The following is a 24078-nucleotide window of genomic DNA, read 5'->3' as shown; positions in this document are numbered from 1 at the left end:
CAGATGGCCAGCGCGCCCTGTCGCGAGTGCGCTCAGCCGCGCCCGCGATAGGGCGCGACGCCTTGATCGGGCACCCACAGCCCGTCCGGTGCGGCGCTCGACTGCCAGAACACGTCGATCGGAATGCCGCCGCGCGGATACCAGTAGCCGCCAATGCGCAACCAGCGCGGCTGCATTTCGGCGAACAGGCGCTGGCCGATGCCTACGGTCACATCCTCGTGGAACCCGGCGTGGTTGCGGAATGAGCCGAGGAACAGCTTGAGCGACTTCGATTCGACGATCGTCTCACCCGGCGCATAGTCGATCACCAGATGCGCAAAGTCGGGCTGGCCGGTCACGGGGCACAGCGAGGTGAACTCGGGCGCGGCAAAGCGCACCAGAAACAGCGACCCTGCGCGCGGATTGGGCACATAATCGAGCACTGCTGCCTCGGGCGAGGTCGGCAATGCGCTGGATTGACCCAGATGCAACGGCTGCAGCGGCGGCGTGGTGGAATCGGCCATGGAAAGTCCTTTCGTCGCGCTGCCCATGCACCGCGTCTCGATCCGGGGCAAGATCGCGCTTGGGGCAAGGTTTCCCGCTTGTGACAGGCCCGGAATCGCCCTCGACGGCTGGGCAGGGCACGGCTAGACAGTTGTCCAGATGAACCCGCGCCAGACGGGTCGCAGCAGGCAGGCAGGAGCAACAGACATGGATTCGCTGGTCACGACCGAATGGCTCGCGGGCGAAATGGGCGCAAGCGACCTGAGGGTGGTCGATGCGAGCGCATTTCTGCCCGAACACGCGCGCGACCCGCTGCGCGAATACGAGGCGTGCCACATTCCCGGCGCCGTGTTCCTCGATCTTGCCAATCTGGTCGACAACGCCGCCCCGCTCGCCAACACCCTGCCCAGCCCCGAAAAATTCGCCAGCCGGATGCAGTCGCTGGGCCTTGGCGATGGCAGCCGCATCGTCATCTATGACGACAGCCCGATCCATTCCTCCACCCGCGCCTGGTTCATGCTGACCCTGTTCGGCGCGCACAACGTGGCGCTGCTCGATGGCGGCATCACCAAGTGGAAGGCCGAAGGTCGCCCTTGCGCACAGGGCCGCGAACACCAGCGCCACCGCCACTACACCGTGTGGAGCGATGATCGCATGGTCCGCAGCAAGGCGCAGATGCTCGCCAACCTTGAAAGCAAGGCCGAACAAGTGGTCGACGCGCGCGGCGCCGGGCGTTTTACCGGCGCGGTGGCCGAAACCCGGCCCGGCCTTGCCAGCGGCCACATCCCCGGATCGCGCAACCTGCCCTATGCCAGCCTGTTCGCCCCCGACGGCACGTGGAAAAAGCCCGACGCCCTGCGCGCCGCGTTCGAAGCGGCGGGCATCGACCTCGACCGCCCGCTGGTCGCCACATGCGGTTCGGGCATGACCGCCAACGTCGCCATCTTTGCCGCGCACCTGCTGGGCAAGGACGGCGTGGCGCTCTATGACGGATCATGGGCCGAATGGGGCGCCGATCCGGCAACGCCCAAGGCCACCGGCGCGGCTGGGTAAGGTTGGCGGATAACGGCGGGCGGGTCGTTCGCCAGTCCCGGCGGCCAAGCCAATTGCTCGCCCCGCTTGAATCCCTGCGCCAATCCTGCTTTGCCATCGGGCATGAGCAGCAGCGACGACAAGAACTCTCCCGCCAGCCCAGCCCACGGCATCGGCACACGGCTGGTCGAGACCGGACGGCGGCCCGAATGGACCGGCACGCCGGGGCATCCGGGTGCGGTTGTCAGTCCGGCGGTGTGGCGGGCGAGTACGCATTTGTACCCCGACATGGCGGCGCTGCGCGCGCATCCGGCCAACGAGGATGGCAAGTTCTATTACGGCAGGCGTGGTGCGCCGACCCAGTGGGCGCTGGCCGAAGCGCTGACCGAACTGGAGCCGGGCGCTGCGGGGACGGTGCTCTATCCTTCCGGCGTGGCCGCAATCGCGGGCGCCTTGTTGACGGTACTGCGCCCCGGCGACGTGCTGCTGATGACCGACAGCGCCTATGAGCCCAGCCGCACGATGGGGCGCGGGCTGCTCAAGGATTTCGGCGTGGAAACCCGCTGGTTCGATCCGCAAGACCCCGCAGCGTTCGAAGCGACGATCTGCCCGCGCACGCGGGCTGTTTTGCTCGAGAGCCCCGGCAGCCTGACCATCGAAGTGCATGATATTCCGGCGCTTCTGGCCATCGCCAAAGCGCGCGGGCTGGTCAGCGTGATCGACAATACCTGGGCCAGCCCGCTGGGATTCACCCCGCTGACGCACGGCGCCGACATCACGGTGATGAGCCTGACCAAGCACGTCGGCGGCCATTCGGACGCGATGATGGGCTCAGCCAGCGCCGGAACCGAGTGGTATCGCAAGCTGCGGTTGCGCGCGCAGGGGCTGGGCAACGTGGTCTCTCCCGACGATGCCGCGCTGATGCTGCGCGGCTTGCGCACGCTGAGCTTGCGGCTGGAGCGCGAGACCGCGAGTGCCCTCACCCTCGCCCGCTGGCTTGACGCACAGCCGGAAGTCGCCCGTGTGCTGTGCCCGATGCTGCCGGGATCGCCGGGGCACGATCTGTGGGTGCGCGACTTCACCGGCGGCTGCGGCCTGTTCAGCTTCGTGCTGAACGGCGGCACCAGCGCGGCGCGCGATGCGCTGATCGACGCGCTGCACTTGTTCGGCATCGGCTATAGCTGGGGCGGGTTCGAGAGTCTGGCTACCCCGGTCGACCCCGCGCCGATCCGCACCGCGAGCCGCTGGCCCTTTGCCGGGATGGCCGAAGAGGACCGCTTCGGGGTGCGCCTGTCGATCGGGCTTGAGGATACCGCCGACCTTATCGCCGATCTGGCCGGGGGCCTTGCCGCCTGGAAGGCCCACGCATGAAGCTGAACCCCGAACGCACCTTCCGCATCGCCTCGCGCGATTTCGTCGACTGGATGGACGGCACCGCGATCGACGTCGGCCGTTACCACATCTCGCTGCTGACCGCGGCGCGCGGGGTGATCGTGCTGGCCTTCATCCTGATCGCCGCGTTCATCGTGGCGCGGATCGCGCGGCGGCTGATCCGCCGCATCGGTGGCATCGACCCGACCCAGCGCCTGCTGAGCGAAAAGGTCGCCACGATCATCGTGTGGACGCTGGCGTTCTTCATCGGGGTGGATGCCCTCAACATCAGCCTGACCGCGTTCACGGTGTTTTCCGGGGCGTTCGGCCTCGCCATCGGCTTTGGCTTGCAAAAGACCTTCGGCAACCTGATCGCCGGACTGATCCTGTTGATGGACCGCTCGATCAAACCGGGCGACGTGATCGCCATCGCCGATGGCAAGGAACATACCTTTGGCGAAGTGCGCAAGATCGGGGTGCGCGCGGCCATCGTCACCACGCGCGATAACCGTGAATACCTGATCCCGAACGAAATCCTGATGACCAGTCAGGTGGAGAACTGGACCTACTCGTCGCGCACGGTGGCCATCTCGATCCCGGTGCACGTCACCTACACCAGCGATATCGCGGCGGCCGAAGCTTTGCTGTTGAAGGCCGCGCGCGAGGTGCCGCGTGTGGTGGCCGAGCCCGCGCCATCGGTGCTGCTCAAGGCGTTTGGCACCGCATCGATCGAACTGCTGGTGACCGTGTGGATCAGCGATCCCGAACACGGCGTGCTGGGCGTGCGCAGCGCGGTGCTGATGGCCGCATGGCAGGCGATGCAGGCCAGCGAGACGGTGGCCATGCCGGTTCCGGCGCCTGCGGGCATCAACCTGCTCGATTCGGCCGGCATCGACAAGCTGGCCGAGGCTCTTGCCCGGCGCCACAAGGCAACCGGCGCTGACGAGCAAGCGGACCCGGCCGAGGGTGGCTAAAGTTCGCCTAGCCCCGCTGCAATCCATTCTCGCTGGCAAGTGCTGCGCGCAAGGACCATCTGCGCTGGCATGATCGCGTTGCAGCCATTGGCCGACAATCCCGTCGGCACCGTCTATCTGGTTGGCGCAGGCCCGGGTGACCCCGACCTGCTGACGCTGCGCGCGGCCCGGCTGGTGATGAATGCGCGGCTGATCGTGCACGATGGGCTGGTCGATCCGGCCATTCTGGCGATGGCGCCGCGCACCTGCCGCTTCGTTTCTGTGGCCAAGCAGCGGTCGCGCCACACGATGGCGCAGGACGACATCAACGCGCTGCTGGTGCGCGAGGCGCTTGGCGGGGCCGACGTGGTACGGCTGAAGGGCGGCGATCCGTTCGTGTTCGGACGCGGCGGCGAGGAGGCCGAGGCCTGTCATGCCGCAGGCGTGCCGGTGCAGGTCGTGCCGGGAGTGAGCGCTGCATTGGGCGCGGCGGCTGCCGCACAGATCCCGCTCACCCACCGCGAAAACGCCAGCATCGTCAGCTTTGTCGCCGGGCAGTGCAAGGGCCTGTCCGACCAGAACTGGGCGGGACTTGCCGGGCAAGGGCGCACGCTGGTGATCTACATGGGGCTGGCCACCGCCACCCCGATCACCGAAAAGCTGATTGCCGATGGCCTGTCCCCGGAAATGCCGCTGGCGGTCATCGAAAACGCCACGCGGCCGACCATGCGCGTGTTGCGCGGCCAGCTTGCCGGGCTGGCCGAACTGGTCGAACACAACAACGTGAAAAGCCCCGCGCTCATCGTGATCGGTGAAGTCGCGGCACGAGGAGACATGATGGAACTCGGACGGATGGCGGAGCAAGTGGCGTGAAGATCCTGACCGGTAACGATTTGCCCAGCGGCGATGTGATCTGGTGGACCGGCGAAGGCTGGTCGCGCCATGTCGATGATGCGGTCGAAGTGGGCGACGAAGCGCAGGCCCTGATCGCGCGCGAGGACGCCGCGCGCCGCGTCAATGGTGCCTATGTGATCGAAGCGACGCGCGATGGCGGCAGCGTTCGCCCTGCGCACATCAAGGAACGCATCCGCGCTTTGGGCCCGACCGTGCGGCTCGACCTTTCCCTCAAGCCCGCCGACCCTGCCGCCGGCACCTGGGTGATCTGACCGATGTATCAGTACGACAACTATGACCAGGCCATGGTCGATGCCCGCGTGGATGAATTCCGCGATCAGGTGAAGCGCCGCCTTGCCGGTGAGCTGAGCGAGGATCACTTCCGCCCGCTGCGGCTGAAGAACGGCCTGTACCTGCAACTCCATGCCTACATGCTGCGCGTGGCGATCCCTTACGGCACGCTCAATTCGCGGCAGATGCGCGCGCTGGGTGACATCGCCGACAAGTACGATCGCGGCTATGGCCACTTCACCACACGCCAGAACATCCAGTACAACTGGATCAAGCTGGACGAAGCGCCCGACTTGCTGGCCGATCTGGCCGCGGTCGAGATGCACGCCATCCAGACCAGCGGCAACTGCATCCGCAACACTACGGCTGACCACTTCGCCGGGGCCGCTGCCGATGAACTGGTCGATCCGCGCCCTTATGCCGAGCTGCTGCGCCAATGGTCGACGTTCCATCCGGAATTCGACTATCTGCCACGCAAGTTCAAGGTGGCGATCATCGGGTCGGAAACCGACCGCGCCGCGATGAAACTACACGATATCGGCATCCAGCTTGTCAAGAACGACGCGGGCGAGATCGGCTGCCGCTTCTATGTCGGCGGCGGCATGGGCCGCACCCCGATGATCGCCCCGGTGATCGCCGACTTCGTGCCGCCGCTGCAGATGATCAGCTATCTCGAAGCCGCCTTGCGCGTCTACAACCGCTATGGCCGCCGCGACAACAAGTACAAGGCGCGGATCAAGATCCTGGTTCACGAGATCGGCGCCGACGAATACCGCCGTCAGGTCGACGCCGAGTTCGCCCACATCCTCACGCTCGGGCTTGAGCCGCCGCCAGCCGAACTGGAGCGGATCAAGGGCTATTTCGCCAATCCCGGTTTCGAGGCGGACCTGCCTGACAACGTGGACCTGAGCGACCCCGACTTTGCGCTGTGGGTTGACCAGAACGTCCACGCGCACAAGCAGCCGGGCTATGCGATCGTCACGATCAGCCTGAAGCCTGCGGGCGGCATCCCCGGCGATGCCAGCGCCGACCAGATCCGCCTGATGGCCGATCTGGCGCGCGACTTCGCGCTCGACGAACTGCGCGTCACCCACGCGCAGAACATCGTGCTGCCGCACGTCAAGAAGGCGGACCTCTACACCGTCTGGCAGAAGCTGGACGCCGCCGGGCTGGCCAACGCCAATCTCGACCTGATCAGCGACATTATCGCCTGTCCGGGGCTGGATTACTGCAGCTTGGCCAACGCCCGCTCGATCCCGCTGGCGCAGAAGATCAGCGAGCGCTTTGCCGATATCGGTCGCCAGCGCGAGATCGGGGAGCTGAAGCTCAAGATTTCGGGCTGCATCAACGCCTGCGGCCACCACCATGCCGGCCACATCGGCATTCTGGGCGTGGACCGCAAGGGCACCGAAAACTACCAGTTGCTGTTCGGTGGTTCGGAAGCGGCCGACACCTCGCTCGGCACCATCATCGGCCCCGGCTTCAACGAGGACGGCATCGTCGATGCCGTTGAAAAGGCCACCGACGTCTACCTCGCCCAGCGTGAGGACGGCGAACGCTTCCTCGACACCTACCGCCGTATCGGCGTGGCCCCGTTCAAGGAGGCGATCTATGGTTGATCTCGTTTTTGCCGACAACGTCCTGCGCTTTCGCGATGACGATGTGGTGAGCGACCCTGCCGTCACCGTCGATGCCTTTGTCGATGCCGTTTCGGGTCAGCCCAACGCCAGCGCGGTCCGCGTTGAACCGGGCGACGATGCGCGCGCGCTGCTGCCGCATCTCGACCGGCTTGCCTTGGTCGAAGTCAACTTCCCCGCTTATACCGATGGGCGCGGCTATTCGGCGGCGCGCATCCTGCGGGAACACGGCTATACCGGCGAATTGCGCGCGGTGGGCGACGTGCTGATCGACCAGTTGTCGCACATGCGCCGCTGCGGGTTCGATGCCTTTGTCCCGGCGCTGCCGATCAGCGCGGACGCCGCCGCAAAGGCGTTCGCGACATGGCCCGAAGTCTATCAAAAGACCGTCGACGGTCGCACCCCGATCTGGGCGCGGCGCCACCCGGTCGCCTGACATGCGCGACACCACCACCCGCAAGGTCGATCGGATCGACAGCGCCCCGCGCTTTGTCGAAAGCGATGCGATCAGGCTGAACAACCTGTTCCGCGGCACCGACACGCACGAGATGCTGCAATCGGTCATCCGCGACGGACTGGTCGGCGACCTTGCAGTGGTGTCCAGCTTCGGTGCCGAAAGCGCGGTACTGCTGCACCTGATCGCGCAAGTCGATCGCGCGCTGCCGGTGCTGTTCCTTGATACGCACAAGCACTTTGCCGAAACGCTCGCCTATCGCGACGCGCTGGTGGCACGGCTGGGGCTGACCAATCTGGTGATCATCGAGCCCGAGGCAGAGGCGGTTGCGGCCAAGGACGGCAATGGCCTGCGCTGGTCGTGGGATCCCGATGGTTGCTGCGAAATCCGCAAGGTTCTGCCGCTGGCCCGCGCTCTGGCCCGTTTCGATGCCACGCTGACCGGGCGCAAGGGTTTTCAATCGCAGACCCGCGCCGGGCTGCCGCGCTTCGAGATGGACCGATCCGACACGCAAGGGCGGCTGAAGGTCAATCCGCTGGCCAGTTGGACCGGTGCCGACATCGAAGCCTATTTCGAAGCGCACGACCTGCCCCGCCATCCGCTGGTGGCGCTGGGCTACCCCTCGATCGGCTGCGCACCGTGCACCAGCAAAGTCGCGCCGGGCGAAGATCCGCGCTCGGGCCGGTGGAAGGGCTGGGACAAGACCGAATGCGGCATCCATGCGCCCGTCTCGAACGGGACCGGCAGCAGCGATGGCAGCGACGATCTGCCGCCTGACTACCAGCCCGCGTTCTGACCGTACGCACCCACGCGCGCGGGCGATATCCTGCAGACTCTGCCCCTGACCCATACGCAAGTGTCCGTATGGCCCCGATAGAACGATAGTAACCGCAAACGGGTAGCGTCCCCCTTGTCGAACCACGGTGCCGACAAGCGGCCAATTCCGTAAACCGGCGCCATGGCAACGCAGAAGCGGGACGTTGCGCGTGAGCTTTCTCAGTCTGTTTTCCCAACGCCCGCATGGCGAGGCGGATACAGCAGCGGGATCGTCGACCAGCGATGCAACACCGCTGGCCGCAATCACCAACGCGCAGATCATGGAGCGTATCCACGCGCTGCTGATCGACAACCATCTGGCCGTCACGCCCCACAACCTGTTGTTCGCGCATGCCGTGTTTTCGGGGCAAGACGCGCATCTCGCCCGCAAATTGACCGCTCGGATTGCCTCGGGTGCGCCCATCACGCAAGATTGGGTCAATCAGGCAATGCCGCCCGATGACCGCACCGCAAGTGTCGGCAAGATGGTCGAGCGCCTTGAAAAGTCGCTCGAAACCTTTGTCGTCAGCACCCGCAAGGCGCACCGCAGCGCCGCAAGCTACAACGATGCACTGGAACGGCAGGTGGCAGATGCGGGCGGCCCGGCCAAGGGCCATGCCGTGCACGACATCCTCGTGTTCGCCAACGCCATGCTGGAACGCACCCGCGCGCTCGAAGCGGAAATGAAGCGGCGCGAGAGCGAGGCGCAGCATCTGAAGAAGCGTCTGGCCCGAGCCCGGCGCGATGCGGATCTTGACCACCTGACCGGCCTGCCCAACCGCCGCGCCTTCGAAGCGCTGCTCGAAACCAGCCATCGCGAAGCCAATCAGCAGATCGAGCCGCTGAGCGTGGCGTTCTGCGACATCGACAACTTCAAGAATATCAACGACAAGCATGGCCACGATACCGGCGACCGGGTGATTCAGGCGATTGCCGAGGGGCTGGCAAGGCTCAGCAATGCCCGTTGTCATGTGGCGCGCCATGGTGGCGAGGAATTCGTGCTGCTGTTTCGCGGGCTGACCAAAGAGGAAGCCCGCGTGAAGCTCGATGCCGTGCGCGAAACGTTCGCGGAACGGCGCTTCGTCAACCGGTCAACCGACGAGCCGATCGGCAAGATCACCTTTTCCGGCGGGGTGGCCGATGTCTTTGCCTATGCCAATCCGCGCGCCGCCTTGAAGGCGGCCGACGAGGCGTTGTATCGGGCCAAGGCAACCGGCCGCAACCGCATCGTTGCCGCACCGTAGCGCGCTACTTCAGCCAGCCCGCCTCGCGGTACCAGGCGGCGGTGGCGTGAAGCCCCATGCGCGTTTCGACTTGTGGACGCCAGCGCGCCATTGGCGGCTGCGCGCCCGAACCGGCGGTCCAATCGGGGTGGCACATGTAACCGACCCGATCGAGGGTCAGCTTGGCCTTGTCCTTGCGCACCGCCTTGTCGGCGCGCGCAACCCATTCCAGCAGGCGCTGCGGCAGCGGCAGGGCCACGACACGGCGCCCGACGGCAATCCCGATCGCCCGCGCCATCTCGACATGGCTCCAGCCGCCCGCGGTCCCGTCGTCGGGCTCGAAGCTCAGGTGCGTCACGTCCTCGTCGCCGGGTACGAGCGCCAGCAACAACCGCGCGAGATCGGCAACGTGGATGATCGACATGCGGCCATTCGGCGGCAAAGGCACCACGCCCCGGCTTGCCAGCCGGAACAGTTCGAACATTTCGGTATCGCGCGGGCCATAGACGGCGGGCGGGCGCACGATCGTCCAGTCAAGGCTTGAGGCGCGCACGATCTTTTCGCCCTTCAGCTTGGACGCGCCATAGACCGAAAGCTGCGGCTCGCGCGCCGATAGCGAGGAGACGTGCACCAGCCGCCCGACCCCCGCTTCAAGCGCGGCGTTGACCACGTTGAGCGTGCCGCGCACGTTGCCTTCGTCAAACCCTGCGGGGTCTGGCGCATTGACCACCCCGGCGATGTGGATGACCACGCTGGCCCGCGCCATCAGTCGCTTGAGCGCACGCTTGTCGGCCAAATCGCCCGGCACCCACTCCACGCCCGCGCGCGCCTCTTGCGGCCTGCGGGCAAGCGCGCGCACTTCCAGTCCGGCGCGGGTGGCGAAGTCGAGCACGGTCTGGCCGACAAAGCCCGTCGCCCCGGTGATCGCGATCAGGTGGCCGCTTGCCGACAAGCTGTCCAACACGCCAGCGCCCGACGTGTCATGGCCCGGCCCGGTTCCGGTCAAAGCAGCACCAACTGATCGCGGTGGATCAGTGCGGAGCGGGGTGCATAGCCGAGGATGCCTTCATGTTCGTGGCTGGAACGGCCTTGCAGCGCGATGCATTCGGCAGCGTCATATTCGCTCAACCCGCGCGCCAGCGTGGCACCGTCCGGCCCCAGCACCGCCACCGCATCGCCGCGCGCAAAGTCCCCGGCAACCTGTGTCACCCCGGCTGCAAGCAGGCTTGACCCGCCCGCCAGCGCGCGTGCGGCACCGGCATCGACATGCACCTGCCCCTTCACGCGCAATTTGCCGCCCAGCCACGCCTTGCGCGCGCCCCGCGCGGCGCGCGGCAGGAACACCGTCCCGCGGCCCTCGGCAAGAGCCTGAGCCATTGGCGAAAGCGGCTGCCCATCGATGATGCCCAGCGCCATTCCGGCCAGCCCGGCGATCTCTGCGGCCTGCAGCTTCGATGTCATCCCGCCCGAGCCAAGGCCAGACGACGATCCGCCAGTGGCCATCGCATGGATTTCGGGCGTCACCCGCTTGACCACCGGAATACGCTGCGCGCCGGGCTGGCGCGGATCGCGGTCATACAACCCGTCGATGTCCGACAGCAGCAGCACCGCGGCTGCACCCGCCGCCTGCCCGACGCGCGCCGCCAGCCGGTCGTTGTCGCCAAAGCGGATTTCGTTGGTGGCGACGGTGTCGTTCTCGTTGATCACCGGCACCGCGCCTGCCGCCAGTAACCGCCCAAGCGTGGCGGTGACGTTGAGGTAGCGCCGCCGGTCCTCAAGATCTTCCAGCGTCAGCAGCACTTGCGCCGCCGTGATGCCGTGCGCGGCCAGCAGTTCGGCCCATAGCCCCGCCAGCGCGATCTGACCCACCGCTGCCGCCGCCTGCGCATCGGCCAGACTGCCGCGCCCGCCCTTGGCCAGCCCCAGCCGCCGTGCCCCCAGCGCGATCGCGCCCGAAGATACCACGATCACGTCCTGACCGCGCGCGCGCGCTGCCGCCAGTTCGGCCACCAGCGCCGCCAGCCAGGCCCGGCGCGGCTGCCCATCACCGCCCACCAGTAAGGCCGAGCCGACCTTGTACACGATCCGGGGAGTGAGCGCCGGGTCGGCAAGATCGGCAAGCTGGCGCACGGAGGTTTTGGGGCCGGAGTAGTTGGGGGCGGGCTGGCGGGAGGACTTCATCACTTGCGCCGCATAGAGCAAGCGCAGGCCATGAGGGAACCGGTTTTTGCCCTCGCCCATCACCCGCGCGGCTTAGGTCGTGAACCCACAAATGCGAACGACCGCCTCACACCAAAGCACGACGCACGCACCATGCCAGCAAACATCCGTCACGCCGCGCTTGACCCGGGGTTCCGCTATCCCTTCCAGCGCTGTTCCCACCGCAAGAAGCGGGATCCCGGGTCAAGCCCGGGATGACGTAAGGGAGGCGGTTGGGCTTTGGCGGCGGATGCCCAAGCGCGGACGACTGCTTCCGCGCACTTGCGGACGTGAACGCCACCAAAACGCAACACCTTCGTCGCCCCGTGCTTGACACGGGGCTTGGCTACCTTTCCACATCGCCGCACAGCGCGTTCGCCGCCGGATACCACTGGTCCCAAAGGTCCAACCAATCGGGATTGTCGGCTTCGATCAGCGCGAATTTCCATTCCCGCCGCCACTTCTTGACCAGTTTCTCACGAGCGATGGCGGGCTCGATCTCTTCGTGGCGCTCGGCGTAAACCAGCCTCGCCTTGCCAAAGTCGTCCACGTGGCTTGAGCCCATACCTTCACGATGCTGCCACACGCGCCGCATCAGATCGGCGGTGACGCCAACGTACATCCCGCCGCGATAGCGGTTCGCCATGATATAGACCCAGCCGCCCTTTTCCATCGGGCAGTCATGCCGAACGCGCGGCCGCAAGGAAAGCCAAGCCCCGTGTCAAGCACGGGGCGACGGGGGTTTGGAGGAGGAGATTTCCGCTCCCCACCCATCCATCACCTTCGCGCTTGCAGCTTACAGCCTAGAACGGCGACCACGGCTTGGCGGTGGCGGCGTCCTCGACCGCGCCGGTGGGGCGCTCGGTCACCGTGGCATCGGGCAGATAGCTGAGCACCGCATCGAGCAGCGCATCCATGCCCTTGCCCGTCGCGCCCGAGATCGGGAACACCCGCTCGGCGCCCGCCGCGATCAGTTCGGCGGAAAAGGCGCGGACCAGTTCGCCATCGACCAGATCGATCTTGTTGAGCGCGATCAGACGCGGCTTTTCATCCAGCCCGGCGCCATAGTTGCCGAGTTCTTCCTCGACGATGGCCAGTGCTTCGGCGGGGTCGGTGCCGTGAATGTCGACCAGATGGATCAGCACCCGGCAGCGCTCGATATGGCCGAGAAAACGGTCGCCGATCCCGGCGCCCTCAGCCGCGCCCGCGATCAGGCCGGGAATATCGGCCAACACGAATTCGCGGTTGTGATGCCGTACCACGCCCAGTTGCGGGCGGGTGGTGGTGAAGGCATAGGCGCCGACCTTGGCCTTGGCGTTGGTGATCTGGTTGATGAACGTGGACTTGCCCGCGTTGGGCAGCCCGACCAACCCGGCATCGGCCAGCAGTTTCAGCCGCAGCCAGACGTACATTTCCTGCCCCGGCCAGCCGGGACCGCATTGCCGAGGCGCGCGGTTGGTGGAAGACTTGAAGCTGGCGTTGCCGCGTCCGCCATCGCCACCGCGCAGGAAAACCACGCGCTGGCCGGGCTCGGTCAGGTCGAGCAGCACCGTCTCACGATCATCGTCGAGCACCTGGGTGCCGATCGGCACCCTGATCACCAGATCTTCGCCGCCTGCGCCAAAGCGGTTCTTGCCCGCGCCGCCCATGCCGCGCTGCGCCTTGAAGTGCTGGGTATAGCGGAAATCGATCAGCGTATTGAGGCCGGGCACCGCTTCGAACACGATATCGCCGCCCTTGCCGCCATTGCCGCCGTCAGGACCGCCGTATTCGACGTACTTTTCACGGCGAAAGCTGACCGCGCCACCGCCACCCATGCCGGAACTGATGAAAATCTTGGCCTGGTCGAGGAAATGCATGTCAGGTTCCGGCGGTCTGCGCTGAGCGAGTATTGGTGCGCTGATGAAAAATGCGACGACACCTTTGCCGTCGGGCTGCGCGGCACAACCGGCGGGGTTGGCCAACAGCACTGATACCTGGTGGAGCCGAGGGGGATCGAACCCCTGACCTCGTCATTGCGAACGACGCGCTCTCCCATCTGAGCTACGGCCCCGTTCCCGGTATCACCCCGACGGCGCAGGATCGCCCCTGCACTATCGAGAGCGCGGCCCTTAGCGCAAGGGTTGCGCCCTTGCCAAGTCCCCGCGTCGAATAATTATATCCGAACCAAACCCGCGCCCATCCCGGATGGCGCAGGACAGACCCGATCAGTTGTGCCCGGTGGCAGGCTGCGCCGGCCAGCCCGGACCTGCGCCGTCGCCAGCGCCAAGGCTGGTCGCCGCCCCATAACCGGGCGAAGTGCCAAAAGTTTGGCCATCGGCGGAGGTAGGCGCCAGATCATACGAAATCACCGCGCGCCCCGATGCCAGCAGCGGTTCATACCGGACCTGCCAGTCGGCCAGCGCGATCCGATACTGTTCGTAGCGCGTGAAGAAATCGTCGAAAACGGTTTCGATCAGCGGGATCGTGGCCGTGGCGAACTTCGACAAGTCCGCCGATTTGACCTTGACGCCCTCTGCACTGACGTTGAGCAACGTATCGCAGAATTGGGCCTGCGTCGGCGGCAGCGCATAGTGGTTATAGACGGCGGTCAGATAGGCCTCGCGCATCACGATCGCTTTTTTGCCATAGGTGGCGCGGAATTCGGCATCGACCGCCTTGTTCACCTTGTTCAACGTTCTGGCGTTGGCCTTCAGGAAGGCGCGATAGCGCACGACGATGGCGGCATGCTGCGGCTTGTTGCAATAAAGCGCAGCCACGTTGAAAGCCGAACGCAAGTTCCACACCGACTGCATCGTCGAGATGTTGCGGCTGATCGACTGGCGCTGACCACTGGCATCGAGCGGCGGAATCGCGAAGGTGATCGAGGCACCGTTGGGTGGCGTCGGCTTGGGCGGCACTTGGATCAGCGGCGGCGGAGGGGGCGCGGTCGGGCGCGGCGGAGGAGGCGGCGCCTTGCCGCAAGACGCCAGCGCCACGGCAAGCGCAGTCGCCGCAAACCACTTGGCCGAACGCCGGAAAACAGCTCGCCCGTAAACATTGGAGCGCGTCGGGATACCGGGGATCGTTAGTGCCAAGATTTTCACCGTTCTGTCATGCCCGAAAAATCGGCCGCCAAAAACTCAATCGCCAAAAACTCAATCGCCAAAAAGCTCAATCGCCAAAAACGCAATTTGCGGCTTAGCATACTACGTAGTTAATCAAAGACGCAAACGTCCGGGGAACCCATGGGCTCCCCGGACGTGCCGGTTTCATAAATTCACGTGGAAGAAACGACGCACTCAGCGGCGATCACCCATAAAGCGCAGCAGGAACATGAACATATTGATGAAGTCGAGGTACAGTTGCAGCGCGCCCATCAACACGGCCTTGCCAGCCAGATCGGTGCCGCCGACATAGGCGTACTGGTCCTTGAGCTTCTGCGTGTCATAAGCGGTCAGGCCCGCGAAGATCAGCACGCCGAGGAAGCTGATGCCCCACGACAGTCCCGGCGATTGCAGGAACAGGTTGATCACCGAAGCGATCAGGATGCCGACGACGCCCATGATCAGGAACGTGCCGAAGCCCGACAGGCTTTTCTTCGTGGTGTAACCAAACAGGCTGAGGCCCGCAAAAGCACCGGCCGTGGCGAAGAACGTCGCCGCGATCGAACCACCGGTGTAGACGAAGAAGATCGACGACAGCGACAGGCCCATCGACACGGCAAAGGCCCAGAACAGCGCCTGCAACGTCGCCAGGCTCATCCGGTTGAAGCCGAAGCTGATGGCCATGGTGAAGCCCAGCGGGGCCAGCGCGATCAGCCAGCGCAGCGGGGTGGCGAACACCGCCTCAGCCGCGCCGCTGGCCGCAAACAGCAGCGCGACGACGCCCGACAGCAGCACGCCCGAAGCCATGGTGTTGTAGATCGAAAGCATGTAGCGCCGCAGACCAGCATCGAATACAGCGCTGCCGCCAACGGCACCCGACAGGCCAGCGGACGCGCCGAAGCCCGCCTGCCGAGTCTGGCTCGCGGGGGTTGGGTCGTTCCAGATTGCCATTGCCTTAAACTCTCCAAACGCAGGCCGGGATCGGCCATGCCAATGCAATATCATGTGTCACGCTCGCGCTTTCAAGCGAAACCGGACAAGGACAGCTTTTGACACAATCTTGTTGCATGAAACGTGAACAAGCCAGCGCAATCTCATCCGGATTCGGTCATTCTGGCGCGGCTTTCCGCCGTCATTTCGGCGCTGCGGTCACGCGCACCGCGCAAGGTGTCCTGCATCAGCCGCAGCAAACGATCATCGGCATCGAGCACGTCGATCCCCACTTGCGTCACGCCGCCGGGGCTGGCCACACGGTGGGCCAGTTCGGCAGGCGCGTAAGGTGATGCGGCGGCCAGCGCAGCGGCGCCTTCGACCATGGCCAGCGCCAGCCGGTCGGCCTGCGCACGGTCAAGCCCCAGCGCGGCGGCACCGGACGCCAAAGCGTCGATGAAGCGATAGACGAAGGCCGGGCCCGATCCGGCCAGCGCGGTGACAAGGTCCATCTGCTCCTCGTGCGCCAGCCATTCGGCCTGCCCCAGCGAGCCCATCAGCCGGTCGGTCAGCGCCTGCATATCGCCCGTCGCATCGCCGACCAAGGCGATCGGTGACTTGCCGAGCGCGGCGGCAAGATTGGGCATGACCCGCACGATCGCGCCCGCAGCGGGAAAAGTCCGCCGCAACGTGGCCATGTCGACCCCGGCCAGGATCGACAGCAACAGGGTATGACTGCCGATGTGGGGGCGCACCATGGTGGCCGCTTCGGTCAATTGCTGCGGCTTGAAGCCCAGCAGTACGACATGCGCCGACCCTTCGTCCTGCGGCGGTTGGCGCAGCAACCGGACGCCCGCCGGAGCGCTTTCCAGATAGGGATCGACGATGGTGAACGCCTGCGGATCGAGACCGTCGGCCAGCCACCCGGCCAGCATCGCCCCGCCCATGTTGCCGCAGCCGAATTGCAGGATTGCTGGCGTCGTCATCGCTTGGCTCCGCTAGTGATCAGGGTTGCGCCATGCGCCCGGCGCGGGGGATGCGTTCGCCCTCAGGCCTCGCCCACCGCGTCGACAAGCGCGCTGGCAAGCGCATCGGCCGGGCTCTTGTCGCCCCACAGAATGAACTGGAAAGCGGGATAGAACCGGTCGCATTCATCGATTGCCGCCTCGATCGCGGCCTGCGCCTGCACCAGACTGAGCAGCCCGTCATCGCCCAGCATCAGGCCATGGCGATAAAGCAGCACCCCGCCGTTCGACCAGATGTCGAAGTGCCCGATCCACACCTGCTCGTTGATCAGCGCCATGACTTCGTAGACCGCGGGCTTCTTGTCATCGGCCACCCGGATATCGGGCAGGCAAAGGATCTGCAGCACGCGATCTTCGGGGCGCCACACGCAGCGGATCTGGTAGTTCGCCCAAGACCCTTGAATCTCGCCGTGGATTTCATCGTCGGCAACGAATTCGCACGGCCAGCCGCGTGCCTCGAACAGCGAGGCAAGCATGTCGACCGGAGCGGCATCGTCGCGCTCGCTGTCCTCATGGCCGGTACGCATCATATGCTCTCCAGGGCGGGGGATGATGTCCCCGGCCGTCCCAGGTGGCTTGCGCCGCGCCGTATGCGCGCCGGTTGCCGTGCCTGCCCGTGCGACCAAACCAATTGCTTGGCAAGCGGCTGGCGGCAAGCATCGGGGCAACAAGCGCTGGGCAAAACTCGATAACCCTGTTCAAAAGCTGTGGACAGGCAGTGAACATCGCACGGCGCAATCACCCTGTCGCGCCCCTTGTTTCGGCCCGATGCGCGCGCCGTAACCCGGCCAGACACAATAGGGCGCTGTCCCAACGCCCTATTTCAACGGCAGCGCATCGACGACCTGCCCCGCCGGACTGGTCCACTGGAAGCCGCTGACGCCATCCTTGCGCAGATCGGCAAGGAAGTCCTGCGCCTCGGCCTCGCTGTCGAAGGGCCCGGTCAGCAGCCGGAAGTTGCTCCGCCAGGGCGTCAGGAACGGCTTGTGTCCCTTGAGTGCGCGCGACTGGCGAACCAGCCCGCGCCATTCGCTGGCCATCTTGTCGCGCACACTGCCGGTCAGCACTTGCACCCAGATGCGGCTGGGGTGGCTGAGTGCGGCGCGGGCTTCCTTCTTGTCCTTGGCCGACTTGGCATCCTTGGCGCTCTTGTCCTTGGCGTCCTTGGCGCTCTTGTCCTTGGAATCCTTGGCATCCTTGGCGCTCTTGTCCTTCCCGGCAGCGTCCTTGCCCGTCCGGCCATCCTTGGCGCTGCGATCCTTCTCGTCCTCGGCCGCGCCGCGCACGACCTTGACGTCGCCTTCGGGATCGCGCGCGGTGGTACGGGACACCATCGTCGGACCGTCGGGCCGCGCGTCGCGGCGATCGGCGCGCGCCAGCACGCGGCAGCCTTCGTCCGCTGCGACCGCCGCCTTGCGGCCCCGCTGGTTGCGCTGACGGGACGGCTTTGCAGCGGTGCCGCCAGCGTCCTTGCAGCCGGTATCGAGCACCGCGAGATCGGCGGTCTCGCCACGCGCGCCGGCGCTTTTGGCATCGCGGGTCTTGGCCGCCTTTGCCGCCGGTTGCGGGCTTTCGACGGCCGCGCGCGCCGCCACGGGCGCCGCAGCGACACGCCGCTCGCTCGTCCGCTTGCGCGCGGCGTCAAGCGCCGCAAGGTCGACCGGCGCGACCGTCTGCTTTTCTTCATCAGCAGGCGCGCGGAAACCTTCGAACAGCGCGTGGAAGTCCCCCTCAGGCGCAAGCGCCGCAGCCCCGCTGGCAGGCGGCACCGCGCTGGCGAGCGCGACCGGCGCAGGCGGCGCTCCGGTCGGCGCAGCCCCAGCCGGAGCAACCGTAACCGGAGCAACCGTAACCGGAGCCGTGGCAGCGACCGGTGCGGTCGCGAGCGGAGCGGTTGCGGCAGGCTGGCTGGCGCCTGTCGCGGTGCCGACAGGAGCAGGCACTCCGCCTGATGGCTGCACGCCTGACAGCTGCACGGCTGACGGCTGCACCGTCGTCCGCCGGACGGGTGGCGGCATGTCGATGCGCGCCAGCACGGTCGGTCGCGCGGGCGTTGCGGGCGGACTGGCCGCTGCGGACGCCGCCGCAGGATTGCTTTGTGCCACGACGGCAGCGCCCGCTTGCGGCGTGACGCGGGCCAGATCGAATGTCGATGTGACCGCGCCAGCTGCGGTTCCAGCGGTGGTTGGCGCGGCCGTCGCCGGATTGGCGCCAGCCGTCGCTTGCACTTGCGATGGCACTGGCCTTGCGCTGGCCAGGCGTTGCCCGGCGGTTGGCTGCACCAGAACTGGCGGCGGCGGCGGCGGCGGCGGCGGTAGAGGAATCGCCGTCACGGGCGCAGCCGTCGCGACCACCAGCGGCCGGGCCGTCGGCGTGGCGGGTGCCGGTGCAGGTGCGACCGAACGATCGTTGCGGCGCTTCTTCGACCGATCTTCGGCAATCGGACGGGCGCTGGACGTCGGGCCGAGGGCCAGCGAAACCGTTGCCGGACGGGCGGGACGCGGATGCAGCGCTGCGTATTGCAGCACCCGCACGTCATCGCGCCCGATGTCCGCCGCGCGCGGGAAACGGCCAAGGTTGGCCGCCGCCGCCTGCTGCGCGGGGGTAAGCCTTTGCATGAAGCGCAAATACGGGGCGATGCCCGCCGCCAGATCCTGCGGCATCGAGGCAAAGGCAACCGCCACGGCATCGTCGGCGCTGCCGGTGATCGCCAGAATGAAGGTGCGGACACGCCAAGCGGCGCGCTCCTGGCTCTGGAGCAGAGGCGCAAGCACCTGATCGGCCATGCCGCGATCGCCCGCAATCGCCAGACTCAAGGCATAGCGCCGCGTCGCCTCGGCATCGCGACCACGGGTCAGCGCGAGTTGATACTGACGTTGCGCCGCAGCATTGTCGCCGACAAGATCGAATGCCAGTCCGCGATCGAGCGCCATGGCGGACTGATCGGCACCGGCGCGTTCGGCGTCATCGAACCACCGCAAAGCGCCAACCGGATCATCGCCGCGCAGTTGCGCCCGCGCGATCTGCGCCTTGATCCGGCCGTTGGTCGGAGCGATCTCGTTGGCGCGGGTGTAAAAACCGCTGGCCGCAGCGGTATCGCCAAGCGCCAGCGCCGCATCGCCCGCGTCGGCCAATGCCTGAGGATTGCGCGGTTCGCGCGCCAGCCGCGACAAGGCGGCATTGAGCATCTGCCCGGCGCTTGAATTGCCGCCGCTTGAATTGCCGCTGCTTGCATCAGGAGTGGCCCCGGTTGCCGAGCCTGTGGGCTGGACGATTGGCCGCCCGACCCCGCTTGCCGGTTCCTGATCATCGGCGTCTTGCGCGCTGGGGGCGGAGGGCTGGCTTTGCGCATGGGCCGACAAGGCGCAACCCAGCGCAAACATGGTCCCGAGCAAGCGGATTGAACGCAGCCTGCCACCGCGCTTACGTAGGACCGGGTGTTCAGGCAGAGACGCTCGCTCAGGACAAGGCATGATCATTGCGGACCCCTTAGCGGGCAATTCTCCGCCTGTGACAACACTTAGCCGACCTGCCCTGTCCGCAAGACGGACCGAACGCGGATCGGCCTGACTTCATTGAATGGAGCGCACTGAACGGGCCAAACCGGATGGCAGGCATGCCGGAGCGCTGCGACACTCCGGCATCAGGATGCCTACTGGTTGTTCTGCCGACCAAGGAAACGCGGGATATTGAGCGATGCGCCGCCGCCATCGGGATCATCGTCCTCAGGCTCGGTGCGGGCACCCCCGCGCGACAGGTTCGCCATCCGCTCGAACAAGGTGCTGCCACCCGCCGTCGTGCCGCGCGCAGGCGCGCCGGTCGGCGTGCCGGGTCCGGGTTGCGCCTTGCCGAAGCGCGGCGGCACCGGCGGCTCTTCCGGAAGCGACGCATAGCCGGATTCGGGCGCGGCAACCGGCTCATGCTCGTCGCTGAGGTCCAGCAAGTCGAGCGTCGGTGCAGGCTCGACAGGGGTCGGCTGGACCGGCGGGAAGCCGCGAGCGACGGGCTCTTCGACTGGCGGTTCCACCGCAGGCGGCGGTGCGAAGCGCGGAGCGGCCGGAGCGGGCGCAACGACCGAAACCGGCGGCACGGTCGCCGCAGGTTGAGGCGCTGCGGGCGGTGCGGCGACAGGCGCGCGCGGCGCGCTCGCCCCCGGAATGGCCGGCCCGCGCGAGGCGCCGAACGTCATCGGCCGCGCGGCGATCTCTGCCTGCTCGTTGGTCTGCTCGATGCCGGTGGCGACCACCGACACGCGGATCTTGCCATCCAGATCGGGATTGAACGCCGATCCCCAGATGATGTTGGCGTTGGGATCGACCAGTTCGCGGATATGGTTGGCCGCTTCGTCGACTTCGAGCAGCTTCATGTCGTCGCCGCCGATGATCGAGATGATCACGCCCTTGGCCCCCTGCATCGACACGCCGTCGAGCAGCGGGTTGGCAATGGCGCGTTCGGCCGCTTCAAGCGCGCGGTTCGGACCTTCGCCCTCGCCCGTGCCCATCATCGCCTTGCCCATTTCGCCCATGACCGAGCGCACGTCGGCAAAGTCGAGGTTGATCAGGCCCGGCATGACCATCAGGTCGGTGATCGAGCGAACGCCCTGCTGCAGCACTTCGTCGGCAAGCTGGAACGCCTCCTTGAAGGTCGTTTCGGCCTTGGCCACCAGAAACAGGTTCTGGTTGGGAATGACGATCAGCGTGTCGACGTGCTTCTGCAGTTCCTCGATGCCCGATTCGGCCGCGCGCATGCGGCGCGTGCCTTCGAACAGGAACGGCTTGGTCACCACGCCGACGGTCAGCACGCCCTTGCGGCGCGCGGCTTCGGCGATGACCGGCGCGGCGCCGGTGCCGGTGCCCCCGCCCATGCCCGCCGCAATGAACACCATGTGCACGCCGGCCAGCGACCGCTCGATCTCCTCAAGCGTTTCCTCGGCAGCGGCCTTGCCCACTTCGGGGCGCGCGCCGGCGCCCAGACCTTGCGTGATGTCCGGACCCAACTGGATGCGGTTTTCGGCAATCGAGTTGTTCAGTGCCTGAGCGTCGGTGTTGACGACGATGAAGTCGACACCCTCGATCCGGGCATTGATCATGTTGGCAATGGCGTTGCCGCCAGCACCGCCGACCCCGATCACCGTGATGCGGGGCCGCAACTCGTCGATCGACGGCGGTCCGATGTTGATGCTCATTTCGGTCTCCCTCGCCGGGTAAAATCACGCAAGAAGGTGAATGATCTTCTTTGGCACGGATTGAATCATGGAATCAAAGTCTGACAGCGCTTTTCCACAGGATGGACCACCAATTGACCGCAAATCGGGTGCAATTGTGCTTGTTTGCGCCCGGATGGTCGGTTCCATCAGAAATATTCCCGCAAGGCACGCCACAGTCGGGCGAACAGACCCAAACCCGAATAGGCCTGGTTGGGGGCCCATTTCGACCCGATCGTGCGGATATCGACCGGCTCTGCCGCCGCATAGAGGATAAGGCCGACCAATGTCGACGAGCTTGGCGTGGCGTTGCCCGGCGGCAGGCCCATCATCGTCGGCGGGGTGCCGATCCGTACCGGCCGCCCCAGCGCCCCTTGCACGAAGTCGGCAAGGCCGGGCAATTGCGCCCCGCCCCCGGTCAGGACGACCTGCTGCCCGCGCTGCCCGGTGAAGCCCATCGCCTTGAGCGCGCGGCCCAGTTCGTCGGTGAAGTAGCCCAGTTGCTGGGTGATGACCGACACCAGTTCGGCGCGGGGGATGCGGTTCTTGTCGTCGGCATGGCGCGCGATCTGGCCCGCGCCTTCGGGATCGCCGGGCGCATTGACCGGGATCATCTCGCGGTGGTCGGCCGGGCTGGCGACGGCCGATCCCGACATGCATTTCAACCGCTCGGCCTGATAGCGACGGATACCGAAGGCCGACGCCAGCGCATCGGTGATGTCACCCGATCCGAACTGCAGCACCTGCAGGCCCAGCAGCATCCCGGCAGCATAGACCGAGATCGTCGTCACTTCGGCCCCGAATTCGACCAGCGCCACGCCCAGCTCGCGCTCTTCGGGGGTGAGGCAGGCCATACCGGTCGCGATCGGTGAAGCCACCACGGCTTCCACCCGCAAGTGCGCGTTTTCGACCGTTTCCTTGAGATTGCGCACCGGCGCGCCGTCGGCCAGCATCACGTGGATATCGACCGCCAGCCGTTCGGCATGCAGCCCCTTGGGGTTGGGCACGCCGTGCGCCCCGTCGAGCGTGTAGTGCGCAGGCTGGGCATGCAGCACCGTTCGCCCGTCGGGCTGGATCACCTCGCGCCCGGCGACGAGCAGTTGCTCGATATCGTCGGGCTCGATCCGCCGCCCGCCGATCTCGACTTCGACCCGCGCGGTCGAACTGGCGAGCCCTGCCCCCGCGCAGCCGATCCACACGCCCTGCACGCTGGCATTGGCCATCTTTTCGGCCCGCTCGATCGCATCGCGCACCGAATGGGTGGCCGCCTGCATGTCGGTGACATAGCCGCGCTTGATCCCCTGGCTGGCGCGATGGCCGGAACCGAGCACGACCATCTCGCCGTTTTCCGACAGCCCGGCGATCATCGCCGACGTGCGGAACGAGCCGATGTTGACGGCCGCAAAGACCTTGGTGATACGAGGAACCGCCATCATTCAGTTCCGTGCGGTTGCCGAAGCGTGCTGCAGCACGGCCGCGTTGGCTTGCGTTGCGTGCGCGCCAGTAGCGGCCTTGGCAGTAGCGGCCTTGGCGGTGGCGACTTTGGCGGTGGCGGCCTCGGCCTTGGCGCGCGCCGCCGCTGCCTTTTGCGCGATCACGTCGTCGGCATGGCCGGGCACGCGCAGATACATCTTGTCGGGCGCGCGCATGTCGAACGCCGCCACTTTGCCGCCCAGCAAGCGGTCGACCCCGTCCATCCGCGCGAACGTCAGCAGCGCCGCGGCCGAAGCATCGTCGCCTTCGGGCAAGGCGAGCACTTGTCCGGTCTTGAACGTCAGGTTCCAGCGGCGGTTGCCGACCCATTCGGCTTCGGCCACTTGCGGGCGCAGCGCGGGCGCAGCGCCCAGCAGCTTGCCCAGATCGGCCACGCGCTGTTCGGCCCCGGTGCCCGTCAGCACCAGCAGGCCCTTTGCCCGCGCCTTGCTGACCGTCTCCAGTTCGTGCCCGGTCTCGTCGATCAGCACCAGCTTGTCATCGTGGCGCATCACCGCATGCGGATCACGCTCGACCACATCGACCACCAGCGTATCGGGCAACTGCCGCGAAACGCGCGCATCCTTGACCCACGACAGTTGCAGCAACTGGTCGCGCAAGGCCGCCAGATCGAGCCGGGGCATCGCCTGATCGCGCTGGCCGAGCACCTTTTCATAGATCGCCAGCTCGTTCATGCGGTTGACGCCGCGCACTTCGACGCGCTTCACCTCGAACCCGGCGTCGGCGGCGATCATCGCCGTCTTTTCCTCGATCAGCGCGGGCACCCCGGCCATGTTGGCAACCAGCAGCACCAGCGCCGCCGCGCCGCCAAGAATCGCCGTCAGCAAAATGCGGTGCAGCGTCTCGTCGCTGAACGGCAACCACCGCACCGCCTGTCCGACCATCGTGCCGGTCTGCGCCCGCGCGGTGGCGACGCGCGCCTTGGCCCCGCGCGCAGCCGCGACCCGGCGCACGCCCTTGCCGCCACGACGGATCGTCTGCGCCATG

Annotated in this window: 23 protein-coding genes and 1 tRNA gene; 9 read left to right on the top strand and 15 right to left on the bottom strand. The window is 66.5% G+C overall.

Annotation, left to right across the window (positions count from 1 at the left end; translation table 11 throughout):
* Positions 1–32: 32 nt before the first annotated feature.
* Positions 33–503, bottom strand: coding sequence for a preQ(1) synthase (gene queF / locus LDN95_RS08420; protein ID WP_226017213.1), 471 nt, complete (start codon positions 501–503; stop codon positions 33–35).
* 187 nt (positions 504–690) lie between these two features.
* Between queF and sseA the strand changes: the two genes are divergently transcribed.
* The 9 genes from sseA to LDN95_RS08375 all read left to right on the top strand — a co-directional run bounded on the left by sseA (position 691) and on the right by LDN95_RS08375 (position 9175).
* The gene (gene sseA / locus LDN95_RS08415; protein WP_226017212.1) at positions 691–1536 is read left to right on the top strand and encodes a 3-mercaptopyruvate sulfurtransferase; all 846 of its coding nucleotides are present in this window, start codon (positions 691–693) and stop codon (positions 1534–1536) included.
* A 102-nt stretch (positions 1537–1638) separates the two neighbouring features.
* A complete protein-coding gene (gene metC, locus LDN95_RS08410) occupies positions 1639–2886 on the top strand; it encodes a cystathionine beta-lyase (RefSeq protein WP_226017211.1) in 1248 nt (415 codons plus the stop codon).
* Positions 2883–3860, top strand: a complete 978-nt coding sequence (locus tag LDN95_RS08405) for a mechanosensitive ion channel family protein (protein ID WP_226017210.1) — start codon at positions 2883–2885, stop codon at positions 3858–3860. Before metC ends, LDN95_RS08405 begins: the two co-directional genes overlap by 4 nt.
* 69 nt (positions 3861–3929) lie before the next feature.
* A complete protein-coding gene (cobA, locus tag LDN95_RS08400; protein ID WP_226017209.1) occupies positions 3930–4712 on the top strand; it encodes a uroporphyrinogen-III C-methyltransferase in 783 nt (260 codons plus the stop codon).
* Positions 4709–5005, top strand: coding sequence for a DUF2849 domain-containing protein (locus tag LDN95_RS08395; protein WP_226017208.1), 297 nt, complete (start codon positions 4709–4711; stop codon positions 5003–5005). The genes cobA and LDN95_RS08395 overlap by 4 nt, the downstream gene beginning before the upstream one ends.
* Before the next feature lie 3 nt (positions 5006–5008).
* Positions 5009–6643, top strand: a complete 1635-nt coding sequence (locus LDN95_RS08390) for a nitrite/sulfite reductase (protein ID WP_226017207.1) — start codon at positions 5009–5011, stop codon at positions 6641–6643.
* On the top strand, positions 6636–7097 hold the full coding sequence (locus LDN95_RS08385) for a DUF934 domain-containing protein (protein WP_226017206.1): 462 nt from the start codon (positions 6636–6638) through the stop codon (positions 7095–7097). Before LDN95_RS08390 ends, LDN95_RS08385 begins: the two co-directional genes overlap by 8 nt.
* Before the next feature lies 1 nt (position 7098).
* Entirely contained in the window at positions 7099–7911 is an 813-nt protein-coding gene (locus tag LDN95_RS08380) for a phosphoadenylyl-sulfate reductase (RefSeq protein WP_226017205.1), read from the top strand.
* A 190-nt stretch (positions 7912–8101) separates the two neighbouring features.
* On the top strand, positions 8102–9175 hold the full coding sequence (locus LDN95_RS08375; protein WP_226017204.1) for a GGDEF domain-containing protein: 1074 nt from the start codon (positions 8102–8104) through the stop codon (positions 9173–9175).
* Positions 9176–9179: 4 nt separating this feature from the next.
* Here the strand turns inward: LDN95_RS08375 and LDN95_RS08370 are convergent, their stop codons facing one another.
* The 14 genes from LDN95_RS08370 to LDN95_RS08305 all read right to left on the bottom strand — a co-directional run bounded on the left by LDN95_RS08370 (position 9180) and on the right by LDN95_RS08305 (position 24077).
* The gene (locus LDN95_RS08370) at positions 9180–10115 is read right to left on the bottom strand and encodes an NAD(P)-dependent oxidoreductase (RefSeq protein ID WP_226017203.1); all 936 of its coding nucleotides are present in this window, start codon (positions 10113–10115) and stop codon (positions 9180–9182) included.
* 41 nt (positions 10116–10156) lie between these two features.
* A complete protein-coding gene (proB, locus tag LDN95_RS08365) occupies positions 10157–11335 on the bottom strand; it encodes a glutamate 5-kinase (RefSeq protein WP_226017287.1) in 1179 nt (392 codons plus the stop codon).
* A gap of 364 nt (positions 11336–11699) precedes the next feature.
* On the bottom strand, positions 11700–12026 hold the full coding sequence (locus tag LDN95_RS08360; RefSeq protein ID WP_226017202.1) for a GIY-YIG nuclease family protein: 327 nt from the start codon (positions 12024–12026) through the stop codon (positions 11700–11702).
* Positions 12027–12156: 130 nt separating this feature from the next.
* Positions 12157–13212: a GTPase ObgE gene (gene obgE / locus LDN95_RS08355; protein ID WP_226017201.1), complete on the bottom strand. Its 1056-nt coding sequence runs from the start codon at positions 13210–13212 to the stop codon at positions 12157–12159.
* A 118-nt stretch (positions 13213–13330) separates the two neighbouring features.
* A tRNA-Ala gene (locus LDN95_RS08350) sits at positions 13331–13406 on the bottom strand.
* A gap of 154 nt (positions 13407–13560) precedes the next feature.
* A complete protein-coding gene (locus LDN95_RS08345) occupies positions 13561–14430 on the bottom strand; it encodes a hypothetical protein (protein WP_226017200.1) in 870 nt (289 codons plus the stop codon).
* Between the two features lie 204 nt (positions 14431–14634).
* Positions 14635–15390, bottom strand: a complete 756-nt coding sequence (locus tag LDN95_RS08340; RefSeq protein ID WP_226017199.1) for a Bax inhibitor-1/YccA family protein — start codon at positions 15388–15390, stop codon at positions 14635–14637.
* A 143-nt stretch (positions 15391–15533) separates the two neighbouring features.
* Positions 15534–16355 carry a pyrroline-5-carboxylate reductase gene (locus LDN95_RS08335; protein ID WP_226017198.1) on the bottom strand — a complete coding sequence of 274 codons (822 nt, stop codon included), beginning with the start codon at positions 16353–16355 and terminating at the stop codon, positions 15534–15536.
* Positions 16356–16417: 62 nt separating this feature from the next.
* Positions 16418–16924 (bottom strand): YbjN domain-containing protein, encoded by a 507-nt coding sequence (locus LDN95_RS08330; RefSeq protein WP_370631670.1) that lies wholly within the window; start codon positions 16922–16924, stop codon positions 16418–16420.
* A 288-nt stretch (positions 16925–17212) separates the two neighbouring features.
* The gene (locus LDN95_RS08325) at positions 17213–19777 is read right to left on the bottom strand and encodes an SPOR domain-containing protein (RefSeq protein WP_226017196.1); all 2565 of its coding nucleotides are present in this window, start codon (positions 19775–19777) and stop codon (positions 17213–17215) included.
* A 269-nt stretch (positions 19778–20046) separates the two neighbouring features.
* A complete protein-coding gene (gene ftsZ, locus LDN95_RS08320; RefSeq protein ID WP_226017195.1) occupies positions 20047–21579 on the bottom strand; it encodes a cell division protein FtsZ in 1533 nt (510 codons plus the stop codon).
* Positions 21580–21603: 24 nt separating this feature from the next.
* Positions 21604–21747 carry a hypothetical protein gene (locus tag LDN95_RS08315; RefSeq protein WP_226017194.1) on the bottom strand — a complete coding sequence of 48 codons (144 nt, stop codon included), beginning with the start codon at positions 21745–21747 and terminating at the stop codon, positions 21604–21606.
* Positions 21747–23030 carry a cell division protein FtsA gene (gene ftsA, locus LDN95_RS08310; RefSeq protein ID WP_226017193.1) on the bottom strand — a complete coding sequence of 428 codons (1284 nt, stop codon included), beginning with the start codon at positions 23028–23030 and terminating at the stop codon, positions 21747–21749. The genes LDN95_RS08315 and ftsA overlap by 1 nt, the downstream gene beginning before the upstream one ends.
* A gap of 3 nt (positions 23031–23033) precedes the next feature.
* Positions 23034–24077 (bottom strand): cell division protein FtsQ/DivIB, encoded by a 1044-nt coding sequence (locus tag LDN95_RS08305; RefSeq protein ID WP_226017192.1) that lies wholly within the window; start codon positions 24075–24077, stop codon positions 23034–23036.
* Between the last annotated feature and the right edge of the window lies 1 nt (position 24078).

This window comes from Novosphingobium sp. FKTRR1, from assembly GCF_020404405.1.
In the GTDB taxonomy this organism is placed as follows: domain Bacteria; phylum Pseudomonadota; class Alphaproteobacteria; order Sphingomonadales; family Sphingomonadaceae; genus Novosphingobium.
Note: the sequence above shows the minus strand (reverse complement) of the source record. Positions and strands in the feature narration are given on the sequence as shown.